This is a genomic window from Roseateles sp. Mitsp63, from assembly GCF_059491535.1.
On the sequence record NZ_CP168509.1, the window covers coordinates 5,736,347 to 5,761,525 of the forward strand.

A 25,179-nucleotide genomic window follows, 5' to 3' on the forward strand; every position below is an offset into this window, starting at 1 on the left:
GTCACATCTCCGGCGGCGGGTGATGCTCCTCGCCGGAGGCGCCGGCGCGCGGCGGCGCGGCCTCGGCGGTGACGACCTTCTCGCCCTCCTTCAGGCCTTCGAGCACCTGGACGCGCACGCGGTTGTTCAACCCGATGCGGACCTGGCGATCCTCCAGCCGGCCCTGGGCGCCGACCACGCGGACCTTGTAGCGGTCGGTCCTGCCCTCGCGCGCGCCGAGCGCCGCGACCGGGATCGACAGCGTCCCCTTGGCCTGCGCCAGCACGATGGTCGCCTGCGCCGTCATGTTGATGCGCAGCGTGCCGTCCGGATTGGGCACGTCGAAGATGCCGTTGTAGTAGATCGCGTTGGCCGTGGCGGAGGTGCCCGAGGTCGACGAGCCCGTGACCGCCGACGCATCCGCCAGCGTCGTGTCGCCGGGCTCGACCGCGCGCAGCGTGGCCTCGATGCGGCGGTCGGGCTCGCCCAGCAGCGAGAAATGCACCGGCATGCCGGCCTTGACGCGCGGCACGTCGGCCTCCGAGATCCGCGCCTTGATCGTCATCGTGTCCAGCCGCGCCAGCTTGATGATGGTCGGCGCCGTCTGCGCCGCGTTCACCGTCTGGCCCTGCTCGGTGACGATGGCGACGACGGTGCCGTCCATCGGCGCCAGCACCTTCGCGTAGCCGAGGTTCAGCCGCGCCGTATCCACCTTGATGCGGGCCTGCGCGACGATCGCCTGCTGCGACTCGACATCGGCGCGCGCGGTGTTGAGCGTGGCTTCCGCGGTCTCCAGATCGGCGCGGGCCCCCGCATCCGCCGAGGCCAGTTCGCGCTGACGCTTCGCGGCCAGGTCGGCCTGCGCCAGCGTCGCCCGCCGCGCGGTCAACAGCGCCTCGGCGCTGCGCAGCGAGGCCTCGGCGTCGCGCAATTCGTTCTGCTGCGTCAGCGCGTCGATCTCGGCGATCAGCTGACCTTCCTTGACCTTGTCGCCCAGCGCCACCGCGAGCCGCTTCACCTCGCCGGTCGCCCGCGCGCCGACGCTCACCAGCTTGAACGCGTTGATCGTGCCGGTGGCCAGCACGCTGACCTCCAGGTCGCCGCGCTCGACCGCGGCCGACGTCACCTGCGGCGGCGGCGGCGGGCTGAACCAGACCGCCTTCGCCACCAGGCCCGCCACCACGAGTCCCGCCACGGCCAGCGCCAGCCGGCCCGGCCTCATCCACTGCTTCATTCGAACTCCCTCGATCCCTGAACCCGCGGCCATCAGCGCGCGGCGGCGACCGCGCCGCCCCCGCTCCAACCGCCGCCGAGCACCTTGTAGAGCGTGATGCGATTGAGCTGCTCGCTCAGCCGCAGCGTCACCAGCGCCTGCTGCGCGCCCACCAGCGAGCGCTGCGCGTCGAGCAGGTCCAGCTGCGTCGTGCTGCCGGCGCGGTACTGCGTCTGCGCCAGACGCAGCTGACGCTCGGCCGAGGCCAGCAGCGCCTGCTGCGCCGCCAGCCGGTCGGCCAGCGTCGCGCGCACGGCGAGCGCATCGGCGACTTCGCGGAACGCCGTCTGCACCGTCTTGTCGTAGGTCGCCAGCGCGATGTCGCGGCCGGCCTCGGCCTGGCGCACCGCCGCGTCGCGCGCGCCGCCGTCGAAGACCGGCAGCGACGCCGACGGGCCGAAGCTCCACGAGCCGCTGCCCGCCTTGAACAGGCCCGACAGCGCGCTGCTGCCGGTGCCCGCGCTCGCGGTCAGGCTGATGGACGGAAACCGCGCCGCGCGCGCCGCGCCGATGTCCGCGTGCTTCGCGATCAGCGCATGCTCGGCCGCGAGCACGTCGGGACGGCGCTGCAGCACGCTCGACGGCACGCCGGCCGGCAGCTCGACCAGCAGGCTCACCGAGGCCAGCGCGTCGTCGGCACGCGGCTCGAAGTCCGCGGGCAGCGCCGCGCCGAGCAGCAGCTCCAGCGCATGGCGGTCCTGCGCGATCGTCGCGGGATAGGCGGCGGCCTCGGCGATCGCGCTCTGCACGGCCGTCTCCGCCTGCGCGAGCACCAGGCCCGACACCGCACCCGCCGCATGGCGGTGGCGGGTCAGCGCCAAGGAGCGCTGCTGGCTCTCCAGCGTCTGCTGCGCGAGCCGCTGACGCTCCAGGTCCGCGGCCCAGGTCAGCCAGGCGCTCGCGGTCTCGGCGACCAGCGTGATCTGGACGCTGCGGCGCGACTCGGCGGCGCCCAGCAGCGACTGCTCGGCCGACGCGCTCAGGTTGCGCACGCGGCCGAAGAAGTCGAGCTCGAAGCTGGACAGCGCCAGTTGCATCGAGACCTGCTGCGTCACCTGACCCGCCGCGCCGCCCCGCGTGGCGCCGGCGGATATGCCCAGCGCCGGCAAGCGCTGCGCGTCGGTCTGACGGAACGCGGCGCGGGCCTGCTCGACCTGCAGCGCGGCGACGCGCAGGTCGCGGTTCTCGCGCAGCCCGAGGGCCACGGCGCCGCGCAGCCGCTCGTCGACGAACATCGAGTCCCAGCCGGGTAGGGACACATCCGCGGCCGCCGTCGATGCCGCCGCCGATGCCGGCACGGCGGGCTCGGGACGGCGGTAGTCCGGCGCCAGGTTGACGCAGCCCGCCAGCATGAGCGCCAGGGTCAGGACTTGCGGCAGCCAGCGCACCGGTGACGGAAGGAGGCGCGCGGGTCGCGGGCCCGGGATCGGCATTCGGATCATCGGCGGGGAGTCTAAGGCTGATGCAGGATGCGTGCCCGCACTGCCGTCCGGCGTACGGCCGGCGCAGCCATGGCTTGGGCCGATACTCGCGCATCGCCTCGACTCGGGAACCTTCTTGGCCGCCTCCTCTGACGCCTCCGGTGCCGCCCCGCCTCCGGACCCGACCCCGTTGCCGCCCTTCCTCTCGGGCGGCGGCGAGATCGCGCGCCGGATCGCCGACTTCGACTGGAGCCGCACCGCGCTCGGCCCGCTGGCCAGTTGGCCGGACCACCTGCGCCATGCCACCGCGCTGATGCTGCGGGCGCGCACGCCCATCGTGATGCTGTGGGGCGAGTCCGGCGTGATGATCTACAACGACGCCTACGGCGTGTTCGCGGGCGCGCGCCATCCCCAGCTGCTCGGCACCAACGTGCGCGAGGGCTGGCCCGAGGTGGCCGACTTCAACGACAACGTGATGCGCGTCGGGCTGGCCGGCGGCACGCTGCACTACGAGGACCAGGTGCTGGTGCTGCATCGCCATGGCCGGGCCGAGCAGGTGTGGCTGAACCTCGACTATTCGCCACTGCTGGACGATGCCGGCCAGCCGGCGGGCGTGATGGCGATCGTCGTCGAGACCACCGCCAAGGTGACCGCCGAGCGCCGCGTGCGCGGCGAACGCGAGCGCCTGAGCAAGCTGTTCGAGCAGGCGCCCAGCTTCATGGCCGTGCTGGCCGGGCCGGACCACCGCTTCGAGTCGATCAACCCCGCCTACCAGCGCCTGGTCGGCCATCGCGACGTGCTGGGCCGCGGCATCGCCGAGGCGCTGCCGGACGCGGCCGCGCAGGGCTACGTCAAGCTGCTCGACGCGGTCCGCGCCACCGGCCGCGCCTACACCGCGCAGTCGGCGCTGTTCGTGTCCGCGGGCGAGGACGGCACGCCGCAGGAGCACTTCCTGGACTTCGTCTACCAGCCGATCCGCGATGACGCCGGCGCGGTGTCGCACATCTTCGTCGAGGGCGTCGACGTCACCGCGCGCGTGCGCGGCGAGCAGCGCCGCGCCGCGCTCGCCGGCCTGAGCGAGCGGCTGCGCGAGGTCGGCGCGCCGGCCGACGTGGGCTTCGCCTCCGCGCAGATGCTGGGGATGATGCTGTCGGCGACACGCGCCGGCTACTGCACCGTCGACCACGAGGCGGAGACCGTGCGCATCGAGCGCGACTGGATGCGCGGCGGGCTGGACAGCCTGGCGGGCACGCGCCGCTTGCGTGAGTACGGCAGCTTCGTCGAGGCGCTCAAGCGCGACGAGGTGGTCGCGATCACCGATGTCGCCGAGGATCCGCTCACGCGCGAGCATCGCGCCGCCTTCGACGCGATGCGGGTGCGCTCCATCGTCAACGTGCCGGTGCTGGAGCAGGGCCGGCTGGTGGCGCTGCTGTTCGTGCACGACGAGTCGCCGCGCGCCTGGAGCAACGATGACGTCGCGCTGATCCGCGAGGTGGCGCATCGCACGCGCGTGGCGGTCGAGCGGGCGCGCAACCAGGCGATCGCGCAGGACCGGGAGGAGCGGCTGCTGCGCTCGGACCGGCGCAAGGACGAGTTCCTGGCCACGCTCGCGCACGAGCTGCGCAATCCGCTGGCGCCGATCCGCAACGCGGTGCACCTGCTCGGCGCCGCCGATCGCGAGGGGCGCTTCGGCCAGATCCGGGATCTGCTCGAGCGCCAGGTCAATCACATGGTCCGGCTGGTCGACGACCTGCTGGAGGTCTCGCGCATCAGCCGCGGGCTGATCACGCTGCGCCACGAGCCGGTGAGCCTGAGCAACATCGCCGATGCCGCCGTCGAGAGCAGCCATCCGCTGATCGACCGCGAGCATCACAAGCTGACGCTGCGCTTCGACGGGCCGGCCCCGTGGGTGCAGGGCGATCCGGTGCGGCTCACGCAGCTGCTGGTGAACCTGCTGAACAACGCCGCGCGCTACACCGACCCGGGCGGCCACATCGACGTCCACGTCACGCGCGAGGAGACCGACGCGGTGATCACCGTGACCGACAGCGGCATCGGCATCGCGCCGGAGCAGCTGCCGCAGCTGTTCGAGCTGTTCTCGCAGCTGGACCGCTCGCACAGCCGCTCTCAGGGCGGGCTCGGCATCGGGCTGAGCCTGTCGCAGACGCTGGCCCGGCTGCACGGCGGCCAGCTGACCGCGTTCAGCGAGGGCCTGGGTCAGGGCAGCCGGTTCCAGCTGCGGCTGCCGGAGATCCCGGCGCCGGCCGCGAGCGCGCCGGCCGAGGCGCGCCAAGACGGGCCGCTGGAGGCGCGGCTGCTGCTGGTCGACGACAACCGCGATGCCGCCGACACGACGGCCGAGCTGCTGCGGCTGATGGGCGCCGATGTCGAGGTCGCCTACGACGGCCGGGCGGCGCTGGACACGGTGCGCGCGCTGCGGCCCGACGCGATCCTGCTCGACATCGGCATGCCCGACATGGACGGGCATGAGGTCGCGCGGCGGCTGCGCGAGATGGGCGACGAGATCGGCCGGCCGCGCCTGATCGCGCTGACCGGCTGGGGCCAGGAGCAGGACCGCGAGCGCACGCGCGCGGCGGGCTTCGACGACCACATGGTCAAGCCGGTCGACGTCGACGCGCTGAAGACCGCGCTGATGGCCGGCCGCAGGCCGGCGACGAACTGATGGCTCCGACCGGAGCAGGAGAACGGATCCCCATGCTGCTGCGCATCCACCACGCCGCGATCATCTGCTCGGACTACGAGCGCTCGCGCCGCTTCTACACCGAGGTGCTGGGCCTGCGCGTGATCGCGGAGACCTATCGCGAGGCGCGCCGCTCGTACAAGCTGGACCTGGCGCTGCCGGACGGCGCGCAGATCGAGCTGTTCAGCTTCCCGGGCGCGCCGCCGCGGCCGTCGTATCCGGAGGCGCAGGGCCTGCGCCATCTGGCGTTCGAGGTGGACGACGTCGAGCGCAGCAAGGCGGCGCTCGAGGCCCGCGGCGTCGCCGTCGAGCCGGTGCGCGTTGACGAGCTCACCGGCAAGCGCTTCACCTTCTTCGCCGATCCGGACGGATTGCCGCTCGAGGTCTACGAGCGCTGAGCGACGCTCAGTTCAGCCGGTAGTTGAGCCGCAGCCAGGTGACGGTGCCCTCGGGGCGGTTGCGCACCGAGAACTCCTTCATCACCTTGAAGTCGACGCCCCAGTCGCCGCTCTCCGACAGGTAGGCGACCAGCGGGCCGGCCGACAGCGCCTGCACCTTGTTGGCGCCGGCCGTGCCGCCCTGGTCCGCCGTGAACTGCTTGAGCACGTAGCCCTGCACGCCGACCTTCCACTGATCGTTCAGCTGATACGTGCCGGACCAGTCCGCATGCAGGTACTGGCCGGAGCGCACGCCGGTGTCGTCATTGCGGGTGTTGAACGAGTAGGTCGCGCGCAGGCCGACGGCCAGGCCGTTCTCCCACACCCGCGAGGCCACCAGCAGCGGCTTGAAGGTCCAGAACTTGCCCGCGCCCGGATTGACCGCGCGGCTCGCGTCGTACGAGCCCAGCGGCGGGTTGAACGCGACGCCCAGCGCCACGCGCGACTCGTCCTGCTGCCAGTCGAGGTAGGCGGCCAGCTCGGGATCGGCCAGGCCGCTGCGCTTGCCCGAGAGGGCGGCGCCGGCGCCGGCCAGCTGCGCGTTGATCTGCGCGGCCGCCGCTGGCGGCACGGCGGCGGGGATCACCGTCGTCAGCGTGAAGTCGTTGGTCTGACGGACCATCGGGAATGCGGCGGAGAAGCCGAGACGCCCGTCCATCACGATCTTCTCGGTCACCCAGGTCAGGCGCGGCACGAAGACGTCCGCCTTGATCGAGCCGTTCACCGTCAGCGGCAGCGTGCCGACGCCAGGCACGGCCAGCGCGCGCGTCGGCGTGTGGCCATCGGCATCGCGCAGCTTGTCGGCCTCGTAGTGCTGGACCCAGAACTGCGCGTACAGGCCCGGGAACTGCGGCGTCGAGATCTCGTAGGACGGTGCGCCCAGCAGCGCGCGGACCTGGCTGTTCTCGGTGGCGTGGGCGGCACCCGCGGCGGCGAGCAGGGCGGCGGCCACGGCAAGCGCGCGCGGCATCAGGCGGAAACAGTCGATGGACACAGGGATCTCTCCGGAGGACTTGGAATTCTGGGGCGAGGCGTTCATCGCCGCGGCAACCGGTCTTGCTGCGGTCCGCAACTGGTTTGCGGCGCTGGCGACGGGGGCGTGATGAAGCGGCGCGCATCGTGCCAGCGGATGCGCGGGGGTGCCGTGGTAAACGTCACATCGACCCGCCGATTAGAGGCACGGCCCCAGTTTCCGGGGCTGACGCGCCACAGCCGCTCGCGTTTAATCCGCCCCCACCGCGATTCGAGCGGAGGAGACACCCATGCCATTCAAGATCAAGACCGCCTTGCGCAACGCCCTGTCCATCGGCCTCCTGGCCGCTTCCAGCCTGTCCTTCGCCGCCGAGGTGGAGGTCGAAGGCTTCAAGTTCCAGGACACCACGGTGCTGCACGGCCAGACATTGCAGCTCAACGGCGCGGCGACATCGAGCATCCTCTCGACGCGCTCGACGGCGGTGGCCTTCTACCTGCCGCGCAAGCAGTCGACGATGGAGGCGGCGGTGGCCGAGAAGGGGGCCAAGCGCATCACCTTCTACATGATGCGCGACGTGTCCTCGCGCGACCTGGCCAACGCGATGCTGGACCGCATCCGCCAGAACGCGGCGGAGGAGTTCAACAAGAACATCATCCAGACCTCGCAGCTGGGCGTGATCTTCGGCAACCGCGCCAAGCTGCTCAAGGGCGATCAATGCACGATCGACTACGACCCGGCGAAGCAGACCACCGAGTTCAGCCTCAACGGCCAGAAGATCGGCGACACCATCCAGGGCGAGAGCTTCTTCCCGATGATGATGAAGGTCTGGATCGGGCCGAAGGTGCGCGGCAGCACCCGCGACGGCCTGCTGGGCATCGCTCCGCCGAAGTGAGCGGCGGAGCGCCGGCTCAGCGGCCCAGCTGCTTGAGCGCGGCTTGCAGGCCGGTGACGCCGCCGACGCGCTGGTCGTTGATGAAGACCTGCGGCATCTGGCGCACGGACGGGCCGCACTTCTCGTAGAAGGCCAGGCGCTCGGCCTCGTCGTCGATCAGGATCTCCTGGAATTCCATCCCGCGGGACTTGAGGAGGCTCTTCGCCGTGTCGCATTGCGGGCAGGCGGACTTGGAGTAGACGACGATCTTGAGCTGCATGGGGCGGGAGTGTATGCGGCGCCTGCGGCCCCAGTCCGCGCGGGGTCTCCGGGCGCCTTGCGCTTAAGCTGCGTCCCCATGGACGCCCTGATCACCGCCGCCGCCCGCTTCCTCGCCGCCGGCGACGCGCTGAGCGCGCTGCAGCGGGTCGCGCTGCGCGATGACCCGCCGGCGCTGGCGCTGCGCGGGATCGCGATGGCGCAGCTGGGCGAGCATCCGCGCGCCCGCGAGCTGCTGCGGCGCGCGGCCAAGGCCTTCGGCCCCAAGGAGACCGTCGCCCGCGCGCGTTGCGTCGTCGCCGAGGCGGAGGTGGCGCTCGCGATGCGCGATCTCGGCGATCCGCCGCGCGCGCTGCTGAACGCCGCCGCCGTGCTCGAAGCCCATGAGGACCGCGTCAACGCGCTGCAGGCGCGCGTGATCGCCGCACGCCGGCTGCTCCTGATCGGCCGGCTCGACGAGGCCGCCGCCGCGTTGCCCGCATTCGATCTCTCCGGCGCTGCGCCGCTGCTGGGCGCCGTCGCCGCGCTGGCGTCGGCCGAGCTCGCGATGCGCTCGCTGCGCAGCCGCGACGCGCTGGCCGCCGTCGATCGCGCGCTCGACTCCGCGCGGCGCTCCGGCGTGCCGGCGCTGATCGCCGAAGCGGCCGAGCTGCGCGCCCTCCTCGATCGTCCCGTCGCCCGCCGCATCGATGCCGGCGCGCCAACGCCGTTGCGCCTGCGAGAGGTCGAGGACCTGCTCGCCTCGCCCGCGCTGGTGGTCGATGCCTGCCGGCGCGCGATCCGCGGCGCCGGACTCGACGTCGATCTCGCGCGCCGGCCGGTGCTGTTCGCGCTCGCGCGGGCGCTGGCCGAGGCCTGGCCCGGCGATGTCGGCCGGCACACGCTGATCCTTCGCGCCTTCCGCACGCGCCATCCGGACGAAACGCATCGCGCGCGGCTGCGCGTCGAGCTCGGCCGGCTGCGCGCGCTGATCGAGCCCGTCGCCGCCATCGAGGCGACACCCAAGGGCTTCGCATTGCGCGTGGCCGCGACGTCGCAGGCGCCTGAGCGCGCCGTGACCGTGCTCGTGCCCCCCATCGAGGGCGAACTCGCCTCACTGCAGGCGCTGCTGGCCGATGGGGCGGCCTGGTCGACGTCGGCGCTCGCGCTGGCGCTCGGCGCGAGCCAGCGCACGGTGCAGCGCGCGCTGGCGGAGCTCGAGGCCGCTGGGCAGGTCCGGGCGCTGGGCCAGGCGCGCGCCAAGCGCTGGCTGGCGCCGGCCATGACGGGAATCGCGACGATCTTGTTACTCCCCGCCTTGCCGCCGGCTGGATAGATTGGCATCCATGCGGCGGCGTCCCGCCGCACAAGGAGAGAACGATGTCCTGTACCGATCAGACCGCCGGCGCCAGCGCCTGCGACCCGAAGGCCGAGGCGCTGATGGCCTCCAACGCCGGACTGCCGCCCGCCCATCCCGCGGAGATCGTCCGCGAATACGGCCCCTACCCCGGCGCGCCCGCCGTGCATGGCGTGAGTCATGACGGCGACCGCGTGTGGGCCGCGACCGCGCTGGGGCTGCTGGCGATCGACCCGGCCAGCGGCGAGGTGCGCCGCACGCTGCCTTGCGCCGCCGACGCGGGCACCGCCTTCGACGGCCGGCTGCTGTACCAGATCGCCGAGTCGCGCATCGACAAGATCGATCCCGCGAGCGGCCGGGTCGTCGGGTCGATCCCGGCGCCGTCCGGCCAGGGCAGCGACTCGGGCCTGACCTGGGCCGAGGGCAGCCTGTGGGTGGGCCAGTACCGCGATCGCAAGATCGTGCAGATCGATCCCGACACCGGCGCGGTGCGCCGCACGATCGAGTCCAACCGCTTCGTCACCGGCGTCACCTGGGTCGACGGCGAGCTCTGGCACGCGACCTGGGAAGGCGACGAGAGCGAGCTGCGGCGCGTCGATCCCAAGGACGGCCGCGTGATGGAGCGCCTCGCGATGCCCGACAACGTCGGTGTCAGCGGGCTGGAGTCGGATGGCGCCGGCCTGTTCTATTGCGGTGGCGGCGGCAGCGGGAAGCTGCGCGCGGTCCGGCGTCCGGCACGCGCGTGAGGAGCTCGACATGAACCCGCTCATCGACTCCCAAGCCCTCGCCCAGCGCGAGGTCGTCACCCGCGATCGCTGGATCGCCGATCGCAAGCGTCTGCTGGAACGCGAGAAGGCGCTGACCCGCCTCGGCGACGAAGTCGCCCGCGAGCGCGGCGCGCTGCCGTGGGTCCGCATGGACAAGGCGTACGTCTTCGAGACCGCGGCCGGACCGCGCCGGCTGGGCGAGCTCTTCGGCCCGCACCGGCAACTGGTGATGCAGCACATGATGTTCTCGCCGGGCTCGGCGGAAGCTTGCAAGAGCTGCTCGTTCATGGCCGACCACACCGATCCGGCGCTGCCGCACCTGGCGGCGCGAGGCGTCGCCTTCGTGGCGGTCTCGCGCGCGCCGCTGGCGGACATCGCGCGCTTCAAGGCCCGCATGGGCTGGCGCTTCGACTGGGTGTCGTCGTTCGGCAGCGACTTCAACCGCGATTTCCATGTCTCGTTCACCGACGAGGAACGCGCCCGCGGCGAGGTCTTCTACAACTTCACGATGCAGCCCTTCCCGCAGGGCGAAGCGCCCGGCATCAGCGTGTTCGTCAAGGACGGCGACGGGACGGTCTACCTGAGCTACTCAACCTTCGGCCGCGGCGTCGAGCTGATGATGCACACCTACCGCTTCCTGGATCTGCTGCCGGAGGGCCGCGACGAGGGCGGCCTGCCCTACACGATGGCATGGGTGAAGCATCACGACCGGTACGAGGAGACGCCGCGCGCGCACGGCGCCGGTGGGGGCTGCTGCGGCTCGCAGGCCTGAACGCGGGCCCGCCCCCTTGGACCGGAGGCCGCGATGGACAGCTTCTGGCCCTGGCTCGCGGTGGCGGGCGCTGGCGCGCTGCATGGATTGAATCCGCTGGCGGGCTGGGGACCGGCTGCCGCGCTGGCCGTCCGCGATGGCAGCGACGACCGCGATGGCCGCGACGGTCGACAGCGACGCTGGTTGAGCGCCTTGGCATCGATCGCGGCGGGCCACCTCGTCTCGGTCGGGCTCACGGCGATCGTGATTGCTCAGGGGCTCGACGACGGACGGTGGTGGCTGACAGGTGTCGCGATGGCCGGATTCGCCGCCATGGCGGCCCGGCATGTCCGGCGCCGATCGACCGCGCCGTTGCGCGCGATGGCGGCGGGCACCGCGATGGGCGGCTGGGGGCTCGGCCTCTGGTCCTTCATCGCGGCGACGGCGCATGGCGCCGGGACGATGCTGCTGCCGGCGCTGGCGCCGTTGTGCCTCGGCACGGCGGTGGGGCGCGACCTCACCGCGTCCGGTTCGCTGACGCTCGCCCTGTTGGTGGTGATGGTGCATGCCGCCGCGATGGTCGCGACGGCGGGGATGGCGGCGTTGCTGGCGACGCGCGGATGGCGCGCCTTGCGCCGCCCTTGGCGCTGAAACGGATCAGCGCTGCTTGCCCAGGTCCATGACCCAGTACTTGCTGTAGGCGTTCGACGAGGAGGCGGCGGGCCGGCAGGCGACGCCCATGTCGGCGAAGTTCGCGGACATCAGGTTGGCGCAATGGCCGGCGCTGTTGCGCCAGGAGCTCATGACGGATTCAACGGTCTCCTGACCGCCGGCGATGTTCTCGCCGACGGCGGCCCAGCTGTAGTTGACCGCGTTGACGCGGTCGACGAAGGTGCGGCCGTCCTGGCTGTTGTGGCTGAAGTAGTTCTTCGTCGCCATGTCCAGCGCGTGGCCGTCGGCGGCCTGGGTCAGCTTGTCGTTCCAGACGACGGGCGGCACGGCGGGGTAGTTCGTGCCGCCGCAGTTCGCGCCCGCGGCGCGCAACGCGTTGATGCGGTCCAGCAGGTCCTGCTTGAAGTTGGGCAGGTCACAGGTGCCGGCGACGACGGGAGGCGTCGTCGGACCGGGCTGGCCGGGAGTGGTCGGGGTGGGCGAGGTCGGGGCGCCGCCGCTGGCCGGTGCATCGCTGCCTCCGCCGCCGCAGGCGCCCAGGCCGAGCGCCAGCAGGGCGGCGACGAGCATGGAGAAGGGGAACTGCCGGTGGGCCGGCCTGTTGGAAGTGGCGTCCATCCGGGAATCTTAGGAAACAGATGGAAAGAAAGCTGGAACGAAACGTTCCAAAGGCGCCCCAACGTGGCCGGTGTGCCGACGCTGTAGCCAATTTGCCTACAGCGTAGCCAATCCGCCTACGGTCACCGAGCCACCGCCCGGGGGACCGGCCGCCTGCCCAGGCGCCGGCCCTGGGTGGATCACATCAGGTCGTAGCGATCCAGGTTCATCACCTTGGTCCACGCCTTGGCGAAGTCACGGACGAACACCTGCTCGCCGTCCTTGGAGGCATAGACCTCCGACAGCGCCCGCAACTGGGAGTTCGAGCCGAACACCAGGTCCGCCGCCGTGCCGGTCCACTTCAGCGCGCCCGACGTCCGGTCGCGGCCCTCGAGCACGCCCTCCTCGCTCTCCGAGCGTTGCCACTTCGTCCGCATGTCCAGCAGGTTGACGAAGAAATCGTTGCTCAGGGTCTCGGGCCGCGTGGTGAAGACGCCGTGCTTCGTGTGGCCGAAGTTGGTGCCGAGCATCCGCATCCCGCCGATCAGCGCGGTGAGTTCCGGCGCGCTCAGCGTCAGCAGCTGCGCCTTGTCCACCATCAGCTCGGCGGCGTGCTTCACCAGGTCCTTGCGGATGTAGTTGCGGAAGGCATCGGCCGCCGGCTCCAGCACGCCGAAGGACTCGACGTCCGTCTGCTCCTGCGTCGCGTCGGTGCGGCCCGGCGTGAACGGCACCACCAGGTCGTGCCCCGCCTTCTTCGCCGCGGCCTCGACCCCCGCGGAGCCGCCCAGCACGATCAGGTCGGCCAGTGAGATCTGCTTGCCGCCGGCCGCCGCGCCGTTGAACTCCTTGCGCACCGCCTCCAGCTTGGCCAGCACCTTCTCGAGTTCGCTCGGCTGGTTGACCGGCCATTCCTTCTGCGGCGCGAGGCGGATCCGCGCGCCGTTGGCGCCACCGCGCTTGTCGCCGCCCCGGAACGTGGACGCCGACGCCCATGCCGTCGTCACCAGCTGAGACACGGTCAGTCCGCTGGCGAGCAGCTTGGCCTTCAGCGCCGCGACGTCCTTGTCGTCGACCAGTGGATGCGAGACCTTGGGCACCGGGTCCTGCCAGATCAGCTCTTCCTTGGGCACCAGCTTGCCGAGATAGCGCGACACCGGCCCCATGTCGCGGTGCGTCAGCTTGAACCAGGCGCGCGCGAACGCGTCCGCCAGTTCCTCGGGATGCTGCATGAAGCGGCGCGAGATCTTCTCGTAGGCCGGATCGACGCGCAGCGCGAGGTCCGCCGTCGTCATCATCGGCGCGTGGCTCCGGCTCTTGTCGTGCGCGTCGGGGACCGTGCCCGCGCCGGCGCCGCCCTTGGGCGTCCACTGGTGCGCGCCGGCCGGGCTCTTCGTCAGCTCCCATTCATAGCCGAACAGCGTCTCGAAGTAGCTGTTGTCCCACTGGGTCGGCGTCGGCGTCCAGGCGCCCTCGATGCCGCTGGTGATGGTGTAGACGCCCATGCCCTCGCCGAACGCGTTCTTCCATCCCAGGCCCTGCTCCTCGAGCGCCGCGCCTTCGGGCATCGCGCCGACCTGGCTCGCGTCGCCCGCGCCATGCGCCTTGCCGAAGGTGTGGCCGCCGGCGACCAGCGCGACGGTCTCCTCGTCGTTCATCGCCATGCGCTTGAAGGTCTCGCGGATGTCGCGCGCCGACTTGGCGGGATCGGGATTGCCGTTGGGGCCTTCCGGGTTCACGTAGATCAGGCCCATCTGGACGGCGGCCAGCGGGTTGGCCAGGTCGCGATCGCCGGCATAGCGCTCGTCGCCGAGCCAGGTGGTCTCGGGGCCCCAGAAGACGTCGGTCTCGGGCTCCCAGACGTCGGCGCGGCCGCCGGCGAAGCCGAAGGTCTTGAAGCCCATGGACTCCAGCGCGACGTTGCCGGCCAGGATCATCAGGTCGGCCCAGGACAGCTTGCGGCCGTACTTCTGCTTGACCGGCCAGAGCAGGCGGCGGGCCTTGTCGAGGTTGCCGTTGTCGGGCCAGCTGTTGAGCGGCGCGAAGCGCTGCGCGCCGGTGCCGGCGCCTCCGCGGCCATCCTGCACGCGGTAGGTGCCGGCCGAGTGCCATGCCATGCGGATGAAGAACGGGCCGTAGTGGCCGTAGTCGGCGGGCCACCAGTCCTGCGAATCGGTCATCAACGCATGCAGGTCCTTGACCACGGCATCGAGGTCCAGGGTCTTGAACTCGTGGGCGTACTTGAATTCCTCGCCCATCGGATTGGTCTTGGGCGAGTGGAGCGAGAGGAGGGAGAGATTGAGCTGATCGGGCCACCAGTCGCGGTTGCCTTTGGCTCCAGCCACCGTGTGCTTGTGTGACACGCCCGTGAAGGGGCACTTGGATTCGACTGACATGTCTGTCTCCTGGGTTGAGCCTTGGGGAACCGTCCGCAGGTCCGCAACGTGCGAGCGCGGACGAGTCTAGGACCCGGCAGGAGATCGGAGCAACAGGCGTCGCCTATCGGGGCGATAGCTTTCCCAGCGGACTCCGGGCCGTTCGGCTCAGGCCGCTTCTTCAACGAGCTTCATCAGCGGTCTCGCCGGCTCTTCGTCAGGCCGCCGACGCCGCCTGGCGGTGGAGCGGAGACCGTCGATGTGCTCCTGCAGACTTGCGGAGACGGGCTGCCACATCGGGTCGAGAATGAAGTCGATACCCTCCCGGCGCGCCATCTTGGCTGCCGGCACAAAGTCGGCATCTCCCGCGACCAGCACGATCTGGTCGACGTGTTTGCGAAGCGCGAGCGTCACGATGTCGACGCCGATGTTCATGTCGACCCCCTTCTGCCGCACATCCGGTACCACGTCGGAGTCGGTCAGATCTTCAAGCCGCAGTTGCCCCTTCAAGAGGGATTGGATGACATGAGGCTTGATCGTCCAGGGATTTGCTGAAGCCAACGTCCCGAGACGCAGCGCGACCTTGCGCTTGGTCTTGAGGCGTTCGTGGAGCTGCAGGCGAAAGACCGCTTCCTCACTGCTTCCGAAACTGACGCCCTTCCCACTGATGGGATTCTGCAGGCGCTTCATCAGCGGCGGGCAGTCGTAGAAGTAGATGCGGAACAGGTCCCTCACACGTCGAGCCCTGCCCCGGCCATGTTCGACAAGATGGGCCACCGCCCATCGAAATGCACAGTCCGCAGCACGCTCCGCATTGAAGGCATTGTCGGGATCCAGGCCCCGAAACCGCTTCACGAAGTAGGCGCCGTCAATGAGGATGGCCGTTGGCATGTCGTCTCCTGCACTACCGGAGAAATAACGCCCCAGGGGCACAGCCCGTCCAGGATCGATGAGGACGGGGGGCAGCCTGGGGCGAGGAAGCGAAGTCTATCGGCGCGCGATGACTTCGTGAACGATTTTCAGATGAACCCAGGGCCATTCGCGAGTGGCACTTGTTGCCCCTTTCCGACGACTCACCCGTCGCGATCGTTCGCATCCCCCATCGTCATCACCCGGTCCCATTTGCGAGACCACACTCCCCCACAGGAGATCCCCCCATGCCCCTCTTCCTGCTGGTTCTCCTGGCCAGCCTGCTGCTTCCCTTCCACTGCCTTGCCGCCGGCGGCCATCACGCCGTCGACGACGCCGTCATCGCCGTCCCCGGCCAGTGCACGCTCGAGCTCTGGGCCGAACGCTCGGACACCGACCGCCGTCAGCTTCAGCACGCGGGCGTCGGCTGCCACGTCATGGGCCTGGAGGCCGAGATCAATGGCGATCGCGAGACGACGCGCTCAGCCTCCGCCCTCCACCTCCACGCCTTCCAGCTGAAGTGGGCCACCGACCTGCAGCCGCGGTTGTCGATCGGCCTCGCCGGCGCGCTGCGCTGGCAAGACCAGACCCCGCGCGCGCAGCGCGCGCTGCTGGTGCCGCTGAGCTGGACGCCGCGCGACGATCTCGCCTTTCACCTGAACCTCGGCCGCACGTTCGCGAGCGGCGCGCCCGATCGCACCCAGCGCGGCGCGGCCATCGAGTGGCAGATGATGGCCGGCTGGCAGCTCCTCGCCGAGGTCTTCCACGACGGCACGCGCCCGCTCAAGCGCCTGGGCCTGCGCCACGACATCAACGAGCGCCTGTCGCTCGATCTCAGCGTCGCGCGCGGCGACGCCGCCGGCACGGCGCCTCGCGAAACCTGGTGGACCGGCGGGCTCAACTGGACCTTCGGCCAGTGAGCCGCGCGGGGCTCGCCACCCCGTCCGGCATGCGTTGGGCGCATGAGTAAAGTCGCGGCCCGAGCAAGGGCATCGTGCAGACTTTCCGCGTCGTCGATTTGAAGGACAAGAATGTCGCCTCACGGCCGTTCCGCGTCCGATTGACGACGAGAATCGTCCGGCCTTCACGCCTTCACGCCCTCACGCCTTCACGCCGCCCCGCCTCGCGCGGGGCGGCGGCCCCTCAACCTGGAGCCCACCATGTCTCTGCGCATCAACGACACCGCCCCGAATTTCACCGCCAAGACCACGCACGGGGAGATCGACTTCCACGACTGGATCGGCGACAGCTGGGCCATCCTGTTCTCGCACCCGAAGGACTTCACCCCGGTGTGCACGACCGAGTTGGGCTACATGGCGAAGATCGAGCCGGAATTCACCAAGCGCAATGCCAAGCTGATCGGCCTGTCCATCGATCCGGTCGAGAACCACTCGAAGTGGGCCGCCGACATCGAGGAGACCCAGGGTGCCGCGGTGAAGTACCCGATGATCGGCGACACCGACCTGAAGGTCGCCAAGCTCTACAACATGCTGCCGGCCGACGAGGCGGGCACTTCCGACGGCCGCACCGCGGCGACCAACGCGACGGTGCGCTCGGTGTTCATCATCGGCCCGGACAAGAAGATCAAGCTGATGCTGACCTATCCGATGACGACGGGCCGCAACTTCGACGAGATCCTGCGCGTGCTGGACTCGATGCAGCTCACCGCCAAGCACCGCGTCGCGACGCCGGTGAACTGGAAGCACGGCGACGACGTGATCATCGCGGGCTCGGTCTCGGACGACGAAGCCAAGACGATCTATCCCGAAGGCTGGAAGGCGCCCAAGCCCTATCTGCGCATCGTCAAGCAGCCGAAGTGATCCCTGCCCGCCGCGCGGCGTTCATCGCCGGTTCGTTGATCGCCGCGGCGGCGATCGCCTACGTCTGGACCCGACCCGCCGGCGGCGAGCGGGCGACGCTCGCGACTCGGATGTCTCCAGACGCGGCGGGACCGGCCCTCACGGCGTCCGGCATCCCCATCGCGATGCCTGCCGGAGCGGCCTCCACAGCCCGGGTCCCAGCGTCGGCGCCAGCGGGTGTCGGCGCCGAGGCCGCGATCGCGGACTACGGCCAGTTCGTGCTCGCCGCGCTCAATGGCGGGACGGCGCAGCAAGCGGGCCGGGCCGCTCAGCTGATCTCCAACTGCGGCGTGGTCGACCTCACGCGCACCTCGATCGAGACCTTGAAATCGGCAGGGCAGATGGACGAGCGGATCGCCAACCGGGTGATCGACGAGACCGATCAACGCGGCCGCCGATGTCAGTCCCTGACCGACGACATGAAGTCGCGGGCGAAGGAGCTCGCCGAGCGAGCCGTCGCCGGCGGCGCGAAGGGCGTCGGGACGATCTACGGCGAGGCCGTCCACTTCGACCCGCCGGAGCCGATGCGCCAGCCGCTGATCGACGCGCTGCGAGGGGACTTCCTGGACGGCGATCCCTACTCCGCGCGCACGCTCGGCCTCCGCGGCCAGGCGCTGGGTCTCTCGAAGGTCGAGGCGCACGCTTATCGAATCGCTTACGAGACGCTGGCCCCGATCATTCTTCCGGCCATTGATGGCGACAATCCGCCGCTCACGGGTCAGGAGCAGCGCGAGGCAGCAGCGCTCGCCGCCGCCTGGGTGGATCAGGTCAGGAAGGCGCACCCGCCAGCCGGCGGATGACGCGCCTAGCCCGGCGTCATCAGCCCCGGGTCGTCCGCGCCGTCGGCCTGGTAGCTGCCAAGGCCGATCATCACCCGCCGCGTCGCATCGCCGCGCGGCGCGTCGAGCGCCTCCCGCTCGACCACCAGCCGGTTCAGCCGGTTCATGAGCTGCACGCCCTCGGTCTGCGCGGCCGCGCAGATCAGCTGGGCCGACTCGTCGCTGAGCCCATGGCCGTAGACCACGTGGAAACCGAAGCCCGGCACCGCCTGCTCATGCAGATAGACCCGCTCGAAGCCGTTGAGCAGGTCCGAGACCATCTCGCCCAGCAGCAGGCCGGTGCCGGCGGCGCCCTCGACCACGCCGGTCGAGCGCCGCTGCACGGGCACGACACGGTCCTGCTCGTCCAGCACGACGAAGCCCTTGCGCAGCCATTCATCCAGCAGCGAACGCGCGCGGAAGTCCTTGCTGACGCTCTCCACCAGCGCCTCGAAGGAACGCGCGCCGCCTTGCCGCTGCGTCCGCGGCAGCGGCAGCATGCGGCCGTTGGCGTCGAGCAGCTCCAGCGACGAGGACCAGGCGTCCAGCACCAGTCGCTCGATGTTGGGCCGCGGCGCGACCGGCGTGTCGAAGCTCTCCCGCAGCGCGCGCACGTCACGGCGCGGCAGGCCGGTGAGCAGGCTCACCCGGCTGTCCGAGTTGGGCTTGCCCTTGACCGGCTCGAACTCCGAGGCCATTTCGAAGTAGACGGATCGCGCCAGCTTGCAGAACGCCTGGTAGGTGATGCCGCTGGAGATGGCGATGCGGATCAGGCGCCGCAGCAGGTAGCGCAGCAGGGGCGAGAAGTCGAAGGGCATGATGATGAGATGACGCGGCGCCCCGACGGGGGCGCCGCATTGTCGAGCCCGGTCCGGCTTCGCGTCGCCGGATCAGAACTCGTAGCTCGCCGCCATGGACAGCAGGCGGCCCGCCGGAGAGTACCAGTTGCGATTGCCCAGCGGCATCGTCGGCGTGAACGGCATGCGCGTGTCGGCCGCGTTGATCAGGTTGCCGCGCAGCGTCAGCGCCTTGGTCCAGTGGTAGGCGGCGCCCAGGTCGAGCGTGGTGTAGGACGCGATGTCGCACACGCCCAGGAACGCGGTGCCGGTGCAGTCCTGCTGCGCGTTGGTCGCCCGGAAACCGCCCACGTGATTGACCGCGGCGTTCAGGTCCCAGGCCCCCGGCGACCAGCCGAAGGTCAGCGTGCCCCGCACGCGCGGATTGCCCAGGCTGCCGGTCATGACGATCCACGGCTGGTCGTCGGTGTTGCGCACGCGGAAGCGGTCGACATAGGTCGCGTTCAGCGAGACCCGCAGCGGCGCGGTGCCGGGCAGCGGCAAGGTCGCCTTGGCGCCGACGTCGACGCCGCGCACTTCGGTGCGGCCCCGGTTCATGTAGAGCTGGTCCACCGTCGTGATGCGGCCCGGGATGCTCTGGCCGGGCACGCTGTCGGTGTCGGCGGGCAGGCGGTGGACACGGCCGGCGTAGAGCGGATCGCTGCTGTCCTCGTTGTCGATCAGCAGCTGCTGGTCGACGAAGGTGATCTCGTTGCGGCGCCGGAACTCCCAGTAGTCCAGCGTCAGCGTCAGCGCCTTCATCGGCTCCACCACCAGGCCCAGGCCGTAGGCCGTCGAGCGCTCCGGCTTGAGGTTGTGGTTGGCCTGCACCACGCCGCTGTTGTTGTAGCCGTCGCAGTCGATGTTGAACTGCCCGCAGCGCTTGGGGTCGAAGCCCACGCTGGAGAACAGCGGTGTGTCGGAGCTGGCCGCTTCGTTGAGCGAAGGCGCCCGGAAGCCCTGCGACACGCTGCCGCGCAGCTTCACGCTGCTCACCGGCGTCCAGGCCAGGGCCGCCTTGGGCGTGACGGACGAGCCGTAGTCCGAGTAATGGTCGGCGCGCAACGCCAGCTGCGCCTGCAGGGATTTCGTCAACGGCAGGCCCAGTTCGCTGAAGGCCGACATCACGTTGCGGCTGCCCTCGGTCCGGCCGGCCACCTGCAGGTAGACCTCGCCGGAGTAGATGCGGTCATCGGGGTGATAGGCGCGCTGCTCATGCCGGGCCTCCAGACCGGCGGCGAATCCGATCGGCCCGCCGGGCAACTGGCCGAACTCGCCGCTGAGCTTCGCATCGACGAGGGTGAACGACGCTCGGCCATGGTCGATGGGATTGATGCGCAGCTGGTCGGCGGTGACCGGTCCGGCGGACGGCTGCTCGAAGTTGTAGGTGCCGGCCAGCACCGCGTCACGCAGCACCGGCAGGCTGACGCGGTTGCGATAGGAGACCTCGGTGGTGTCCTGCGCATGCATCAGCGCGGTCTCCCAGGTCCAGTCGTGGACGCTGCCGCGCGCGCCCACCAGTACCCGGCCGGTGTTGTTGGTGACGTCCGTGCCCTGCATGCCCACGTCGGAGAACAGGTAGGTGATGCCCGCCGGCTGGTTGGGGAACGGATTGTTGGGATGGCCCGCGGGCAGGAACTGCGGCACGTAGGCGACGCCGCCATCGCGGCCGTCCGGCGTGGCGCCCAGCCCGGCGCCGAAAGGCACCGGCCAGTCGCGCTGGCGGTTGGTGAGCCGCGACAGGGCGAGTTCGCCGAACACCGACACGCCGCCGCCGAGCAGCATCTCCCCGCGGCTGAACAGGCTCTGACGCTGCTGCGGAGAGAAGTACTGCGCGGCGTCGTTCCAGTAGCTGTAGCCGCACAGGTTCAGCGCGGGCGTGAAGTTGCCGTTGAAGGCCCAGCGCTGGTCGGCGGGGCAGTTCGGCGATGCCTGTCCGCTGCGCGTGCTGACGAAGGAGGCGCCCGAGGCCGGATCGACCGAGACGCCGCGGTAGTAGTTCGGCGTGGGCGTGAACCGGTTGTTGCCGGGCCGGCCGGTGTAATAGAAGCTGCTGTCGCGATGGCGGGGGTCGATCACGCGGTCGGCGACGTCGCGCAACATCACCTCGTCGCGATGGAAGACGTCGACGGCGGCCAGCCAGTTCCAGCCGTCGCGCTGCAGGTCGCCGCGCCCGGCGGTCACGCCGGCCCATTGGGTGCCGAAGCCGCCCTCGGTGCTGCGCCGCGCGTTGGCCTCGACCACGGCCCCCTGGTAATCGTCCCGCAGGATGATGTTGATGACGCCGGCCATTGCGTCCGAGCCGTAGATCGCCGAGGCGCCGTCCTTGAGCACCTCGACGCGCTTGATCGCGGCCAGCGGGATGGCGTCGACGTTCACGAAGTTGGTCAGGCCGTTGTTGATGTCCGGCACGCTGTAGGGCACGACGCGGCGGCTGTTGATCAGGATCAGCGTGGCCGTCGGTCCCAGTCCGCGCAGCGATACGCCCGATGCGCCATAGGCGAAGCTGCTGAAGGAGCCCGAGTCGGTCAGGCCGTTCGGCCCGCTGGCCGACAAGGACTGCAGCACCTCCGTCACCGAGGTCTTGCCGCTGCGCCGGATGTCCTCCGCGCTGATCACCTGCAGCGGCAGCGCCGTCTCGAGGTCCAGTTGCCGGATGTTGGAGCCGGTGACAGTGATGCGTTCCAGGACGGACGGGTCGGCCGGCTTGTCCTGGGCCAGGGCCGTGCCGCCGAGCCCGCCGCCACAGCACAGGGCTGCGGCCAGGGCGAGTTGCCGGGGAATCAAGCGATGAAGGGAGTCGCTGGTCATGATGCTGTCTCCGCCCTGAGGGCGCCTGTGCTGAGGGGGCCGCGAGTCGCCGGCACGGCGACGGATTTGTGAGACAAATTACCCACGCACAAAGTGTGAGACGAACACCCTCGTCGAGTTCGTCGTAGGAACCCTGAGACGACCGGAGCCAGGCCGTGGCCGGTGCGGAGCGATCGATCCGCGGTGTTGGGATGCCGTTGGAACTTCCCCATCTCGGGCGATTCCATCGGCGTTCGGGCGATGGAATCGCCCACCGCTGGTGCACGCGGCGGCGATTGCGCCCTCGCACGGCGCGCGAAAGGCCCATGAGGGCGCGCGCTCTCCGCGTCAGGGAGAGGATGGCTTCTTGTGAATCGAAATGTCCACAATGTTGGCGCAGCGCCACATCAGGACGACGCGTCCGCGGCGGGACGGCGACGGTCCGTCGCCGGACCTAGAGCACGGCGTAACGCCCCGGCTTGTGGTTGACCGCGATGAAGAGGTTCATCACGACGGCCGCGAGCACGGAGTACGCGACCCGCTCCGGCTCCACGACCGTGAGCGCGAGCAGCACGATGGCGCAGTCCATGCCCATCTGCACCTTGCCGGCGCGCCAGCCCTTGGCCTTCTGCAGGTAGAGGGAGACGATGGTCGCGCCGCCGAGGCTGGCGCGATGCCGCGCCAGGAACAGGCAGCCCGATCCGAGCAGCAGGCCGCCAAGGATGGCCGCATAGGCCGGATGGATGCGGTCGATGGCGAACAGCTTGGGCGAGAACTCGGTCACCACCGACAGGAACGCGATCGAGATGAAGGTCTTCAGCGTGAACTCGCGGCCCATGCGGGTCCATGCGAACCAGTAGAACGGCAGGTTGATCAGGAAGAACAGCTTGCCCAGGCTCACGCCGGTGGCGTAGTGCAGCACGAAGGCGGCGCCCGCGGTGCCGCCGGTCAGCAGCCCCACCTGGGCGAACAGGATCAGCGCCAGCGATACGAACAGCGTCCCGGTGAAGATCGCCTGCGCGTCCTCGAAGGCCGAGTGCGAGCGGATGGCCAGGTCGGCGAGCGGCTCGCCATCGGGGGTGCCGGCCGGCGCGGCGGGCGGCGTCGGATCGGAAGGGGCGGCGGTCATGCCGAACTCGCAGCAGGAAACATGCCCGGAAGTGTCGCAGCACTGCCGGGCGGGGTCAGCGGCGCGTCCGGCTCAGCGCTTGGCCTTGGTCTTCGGCGCGCCGTCGCCGAGTTCCTTGTGAAGCCACGCGATGCGCTTGTGCAGTTCGTCGACGAGGCAGGTGCCGGTCCAGGCGGACATCCACGCGCTTGAGCCGCCTTCCGTCGCGCCGTGGAGCTCGCATTGCGCGTTGGCGTACTCGCGCCAGACGCGGTTGAGCTTGAGCGCGGCCTCGCGGGTGTAGTCGGGGGAGGTGGTGTTCTCGGCCAGCAGGTCGGCATGGCGGATGACCAGCGGGGCCCATTCGCGCTCGAGCACGGCGACCTTCATGTACTGGCACTTCGCGTTGCCGATGCCCGAGCCGAGCGACTGGCTGGAGAACTTGTCGTCGCAGTACAGCTGGGACAAGCGCAACTCGTACTGCTGCTTCACGCAATCGGCGCCGTTGCAGGCGTTGCGCCTGGTCACCCAGGCGCGCTGCGCGACGCGTACCGGGTCGTTGGCCGGCAGGTCGGCGGCGGGCTGGAAGACCTCGCCGAGCTCGTCATCCATCTGCGACAGCGCGCGGTCGTCGCAGATCAGGTGCTCCACGCGGGTTGAAGCCTGCTTGCAGTCGAAGCTGGCCGCGCTCGCCCAGAGCGGCGCGGCCAGCGCCAGGGCGATCCAGATCGGCCGCACCCATGTCCGGCGCGGGGCCGGTGCCTCATTCCTCATCGATGTACTCCCTCGTGACGGCCGGGGCCTCGCGCCCGGCCGGATCGGCGCGGAGGGTACGCGAGCGGGCGTCAAGATGACGTTAGCGTGCGGACTTCTCGCACGGCGCGCGCGTATCGGACAGGCCGCCGCCCGAGCCGGCGCGGCTCATGCGTTAAGCTCCCGCGCCCGCCGCAGCGGCTGGGCAGGCAATCGAAGCAAGATCGAAGGGAAGCAGTTGTGCAGGACACGCGGGAAGTGCGGGACACCGATGTCGTGATCGTGGGCGCGGGCGCCGCGGGGCTGTTGTGCGCGGCGCTGGCGGCGCAGCGCGGCCGGCGCGTCCTGCTGCTCGACCACGCCAACAAGGCCGGCAAGAAGATCCTCATGTCCGGCGGCGGCAACTGCAACTTCACCAACCTCTACACCGAGCCGGCCAACTTCCTCTCGCAGAACCCGCACTTCTGCAAGTCGGCGCTGGCGCGCTTCACGCAGTGGGACTTCATCGCGCTGGTCAGCAAGCACAACATCCCGTATCACGAGAAGAAGCTCGGCCAGCTGTTCTGCGACAACAAGTCCATCGACATCCTGCGCATGCTGCTCGCCGAATGCGCCGCCGTCGGCGTGACGCCGATGCTCGAGACCTCGGTCGAAACGATCGAGAAGACGGATGAGGGCTACGCCCTCGCGACCTCCGCCGGCCCGATGCGCTGCCAGTCGCTGGTGATCGCCACCGGCGGGCTGTCGATCCCGTCGATGGGCGCCACCGGCTTCGGCTACCAGGTCGCGAAACAGTTCGGCCACCACCTGCTGCCGACGCGCGCGGGGCTGGTGCCGTTCACGATCACCGACCAGCTGAAGGACCTCTGCAACGAGCTGAGCGGCACCTCGGTCGACTGCCTCGTCAGCTGCAACGGCAAGAGTTTCCGCGAGAACATCCTGTTCACGCATCGCGGACTCAGCGGCCCGGCGATCCTGCAGATCTCGTCGTACTGGCTGCCCGGCCAGGCGGTCGAAATCAACCTGCTGCCCGACCTCGACATCCCGGACTGGCTCGCGCGCCAGCGCAACGACCGGCCCAACGCCGAGCTCAAGACGCTGCTGGCCGAGCTGTTCACGAAGAAGATGGCGACGCTGATCGGCGAGCAGTGGTTCGTCTCCAAGCCGATCAAGCAGTACACGCACGCGGAGCTGGAGCAGATCGCGGCGAAGCTCGGCGCCTGGCAGGTCGTGCCGGCGGGCACCGAGGGCTACCGGACGGCGGAAGTCACGCTGGGCGGGGTGGACACCAAGGAGGTGTCGTCGAAGACGATGGAATCGCTGAAGTCGCCGGGGCTGTATTTCATCGGCGAGGTGCTCGACGTGACCGGCCATCTCGGCGGCTTCAACTTCCAGTGGGCCTGGGCGTCGGCGCACGCGGCGGCGCAGTTCGTCTGAGCGGCTCGACGCCGGAAAGACAGACGGCCCCCGAAGGGGCCGCCGCGATGCGGGGTTCTCTATCGCCGTGAGGCGAACTCCCATTCCAGCTGGGACCCGATTGCTCGGGCGGCTCTACCCATCACACTCCGCCCAGGTAGATCTTGAGGCGCGAAGTCTAGCGAGGCCCCGAAGCGCACGCAAGATTTCCATTCGACAACCACACTTCACCGCCAGCGTCATCGCTCGCTCTGAAAC

At 70.2% G+C, this 25,179-nt stretch carries 22 protein-coding genes; 11 read left to right on the forward strand and 11 right to left on the reverse strand.

The window, feature by feature from the left end:
- Position 1 precedes the first annotated feature (1 nt).
- On the reverse strand, positions 2 to 1,213 hold the full coding sequence (locus tag ACEN96_RS24910) for an efflux RND transporter periplasmic adaptor subunit (protein WP_495585702.1): 1,212 nt from the start codon (positions 1,211 to 1,213) through the stop codon (positions 2 to 4).
- A 32-nt stretch (positions 1,214 to 1,245) separates the two neighbouring features.
- A complete protein-coding gene (locus ACEN96_RS24915; RefSeq protein WP_495585703.1) occupies positions 1,246 to 2,694 on the reverse strand; it encodes an efflux transporter outer membrane subunit in 1,449 nt (482 codons plus the stop codon).
- A gap of 169 nt (positions 2,695 to 2,863) precedes the next feature.
- Here ACEN96_RS24915 and ACEN96_RS24920 point away from each other — a divergent pair, with 169 nt between their 5' ends.
- Positions 2,864 to 5,356, forward strand: coding sequence for a hybrid sensor histidine kinase/response regulator (locus ACEN96_RS24920; RefSeq protein WP_495585704.1), 2,493 nt, complete (start codon positions 2,864 to 2,866; stop codon positions 5,354 to 5,356).
- Between the two features lie 32 nt (positions 5,357 to 5,388).
- Positions 5,389 to 5,772, forward strand: a complete 384-nt coding sequence (gloA2, locus tag ACEN96_RS24925) for an SMU1112c/YaeR family gloxylase I-like metalloprotein (RefSeq protein WP_495585705.1) — start codon at positions 5,389 to 5,391, stop codon at positions 5,770 to 5,772.
- Between the two features lie 7 nt (positions 5,773 to 5,779).
- On the opposite strand, the gene ACEN96_RS24930 is transcribed toward gloA2, so the two are convergent.
- Complete coding sequence (locus tag ACEN96_RS24930; protein ID WP_495585706.1) at positions 5,780 to 6,805, reverse strand: SphA family protein; 1,026 nt, start codon at positions 6,803 to 6,805, stop codon at positions 5,780 to 5,782.
- A gap of 268 nt (positions 6,806 to 7,073) precedes the next feature.
- Here ACEN96_RS24930 and ACEN96_RS24935 point away from each other — a divergent pair, with 268 nt between their 5' ends.
- The gene (locus tag ACEN96_RS24935) at positions 7,074 to 7,676 is read left to right on the forward strand and encodes a chalcone isomerase family protein (protein WP_495585707.1); all 603 of its coding nucleotides are present in this window, start codon (positions 7,074 to 7,076) and stop codon (positions 7,674 to 7,676) included.
- A 16-nt stretch (positions 7,677 to 7,692) separates the two neighbouring features.
- Here ACEN96_RS24935 and ACEN96_RS24940 read toward each other — a convergent pair whose 3' ends face one another.
- Positions 7,693 to 7,935 carry a glutaredoxin domain-containing protein gene (locus ACEN96_RS24940; RefSeq protein WP_343639786.1) on the reverse strand — a complete coding sequence of 81 codons (243 nt, stop codon included), beginning with the start codon at positions 7,933 to 7,935 and terminating at the stop codon, positions 7,693 to 7,695.
- A 78-nt stretch (positions 7,936 to 8,013) separates the two neighbouring features.
- Here ACEN96_RS24940 and ACEN96_RS24945 point away from each other — a divergent pair, with 78 nt between their 5' ends.
- From ACEN96_RS24945 to ACEN96_RS24960, 4 genes are all read left to right on the forward strand, one after another.
- Positions 8,014 to 9,249 carry a helix-turn-helix domain-containing protein gene (locus ACEN96_RS24945; RefSeq protein ID WP_495585708.1) on the forward strand — a complete coding sequence of 412 codons (1,236 nt, stop codon included), beginning with the start codon at positions 8,014 to 8,016 and terminating at the stop codon, positions 9,247 to 9,249.
- 104 nt (positions 9,250 to 9,353) lie between these two features.
- Complete coding sequence (locus ACEN96_RS24950; RefSeq protein WP_495588683.1) at positions 9,354 to 10,016, forward strand: Vgb family protein; 663 nt, start codon at positions 9,354 to 9,356, stop codon at positions 10,014 to 10,016.
- 10 nt (positions 10,017 to 10,026) lie between these two features.
- Entirely contained in the window at positions 10,027 to 10,809 is a 783-nt protein-coding gene (locus ACEN96_RS24955) for a DUF899 domain-containing protein (RefSeq protein WP_495585709.1), read from the forward strand.
- 33 nt (positions 10,810 to 10,842) lie between these two features.
- Complete coding sequence (locus ACEN96_RS24960; RefSeq protein WP_495585710.1) at positions 10,843 to 11,439, forward strand: hypothetical protein; 597 nt, start codon at positions 10,843 to 10,845, stop codon at positions 11,437 to 11,439.
- Positions 11,440 to 11,445: 6 nt separating this feature from the next.
- On the opposite strand, the gene ACEN96_RS24965 is transcribed toward ACEN96_RS24960, so the two are convergent.
- The 3 genes from ACEN96_RS24965 to ACEN96_RS24975 form a co-directional block, all read right to left on the reverse strand.
- Positions 11,446 to 12,078 (reverse strand): CAP domain-containing protein, encoded by a 633-nt coding sequence (locus ACEN96_RS24965; RefSeq protein WP_495585711.1) that lies wholly within the window; start codon positions 12,076 to 12,078, stop codon positions 11,446 to 11,448.
- 179 nt (positions 12,079 to 12,257) lie between these two features.
- Entirely contained in the window at positions 12,258 to 14,453 is a 2,196-nt protein-coding gene (gene katG, locus ACEN96_RS24970) for a catalase/peroxidase HPI (protein ID WP_495585712.1), read from the reverse strand.
- Between the two features lie 147 nt (positions 14,454 to 14,600).
- Positions 14,601 to 15,323 (reverse strand): NYN domain-containing protein, encoded by a 723-nt coding sequence (locus ACEN96_RS24975; protein ID WP_495585713.1) that lies wholly within the window; start codon positions 15,321 to 15,323, stop codon positions 14,601 to 14,603.
- A gap of 266 nt (positions 15,324 to 15,589) precedes the next feature.
- On the opposite strand from ACEN96_RS24975, the gene ACEN96_RS24980 reads away from it, so the two are divergent.
- The 3 genes from ACEN96_RS24980 to ACEN96_RS24990 all read left to right on the forward strand — a co-directional run bounded on the left by ACEN96_RS24980 (position 15,590) and on the right by ACEN96_RS24990 (position 18,000).
- Entirely contained in the window at positions 15,590 to 16,261 is a 672-nt protein-coding gene (locus tag ACEN96_RS24980) for a PA4824 family protein (protein ID WP_495585714.1), read from the forward strand.
- A gap of 240 nt (positions 16,262 to 16,501) precedes the next feature.
- Entirely contained in the window at positions 16,502 to 17,161 is a 660-nt protein-coding gene (locus ACEN96_RS24985; protein ID WP_495585715.1) for a peroxiredoxin, read from the forward strand.
- The gene (locus ACEN96_RS24990; protein ID WP_495585716.1) at positions 17,158 to 18,000 is read left to right on the forward strand and encodes a hypothetical protein; all 843 of its coding nucleotides are present in this window, start codon (positions 17,158 to 17,160) and stop codon (positions 17,998 to 18,000) included. Before ACEN96_RS24985 ends, ACEN96_RS24990 begins: the two co-directional genes overlap by 4 nt.
- Before the next feature lie 5 nt (positions 18,001 to 18,005).
- Here ACEN96_RS24990 and ACEN96_RS24995 read toward each other — a convergent pair whose 3' ends face one another.
- From ACEN96_RS24995 to ACEN96_RS25010, 4 genes are all read right to left on the reverse strand, one after another.
- The gene (locus ACEN96_RS24995) at positions 18,006 to 18,836 is read right to left on the reverse strand and encodes a DUF6502 family protein (RefSeq protein ID WP_495585717.1); all 831 of its coding nucleotides are present in this window, start codon (positions 18,834 to 18,836) and stop codon (positions 18,006 to 18,008) included.
- A 72-nt stretch (positions 18,837 to 18,908) separates the two neighbouring features.
- Positions 18,909 to 21,665, reverse strand: coding sequence for a TonB-dependent receptor plug domain-containing protein (locus tag ACEN96_RS25000; protein ID WP_495585718.1), 2,757 nt, complete (start codon positions 21,663 to 21,665; stop codon positions 18,909 to 18,911).
- Between the two features lie 433 nt (positions 21,666 to 22,098).
- Positions 22,099 to 22,773 (reverse strand): YitT family protein, encoded by a 675-nt coding sequence (locus tag ACEN96_RS25005; protein ID WP_495585719.1) that lies wholly within the window; start codon positions 22,771 to 22,773, stop codon positions 22,099 to 22,101.
- A gap of 72 nt (positions 22,774 to 22,845) precedes the next feature.
- A complete protein-coding gene (locus ACEN96_RS25010; RefSeq protein WP_495585720.1) occupies positions 22,846 to 23,526 on the reverse strand; it encodes a lysozyme inhibitor LprI family protein in 681 nt (226 codons plus the stop codon).
- Between the two features lie 237 nt (positions 23,527 to 23,763).
- Here ACEN96_RS25010 and ACEN96_RS25015 point away from each other — a divergent pair, with 237 nt between their 5' ends.
- Positions 23,764 to 24,942, forward strand: coding sequence for a BaiN/RdsA family NAD(P)/FAD-dependent oxidoreductase (locus ACEN96_RS25015; protein ID WP_495585721.1), 1,179 nt, complete (start codon positions 23,764 to 23,766; stop codon positions 24,940 to 24,942).
- Positions 24,943 to 25,179 lie beyond the last annotated feature (237 nt).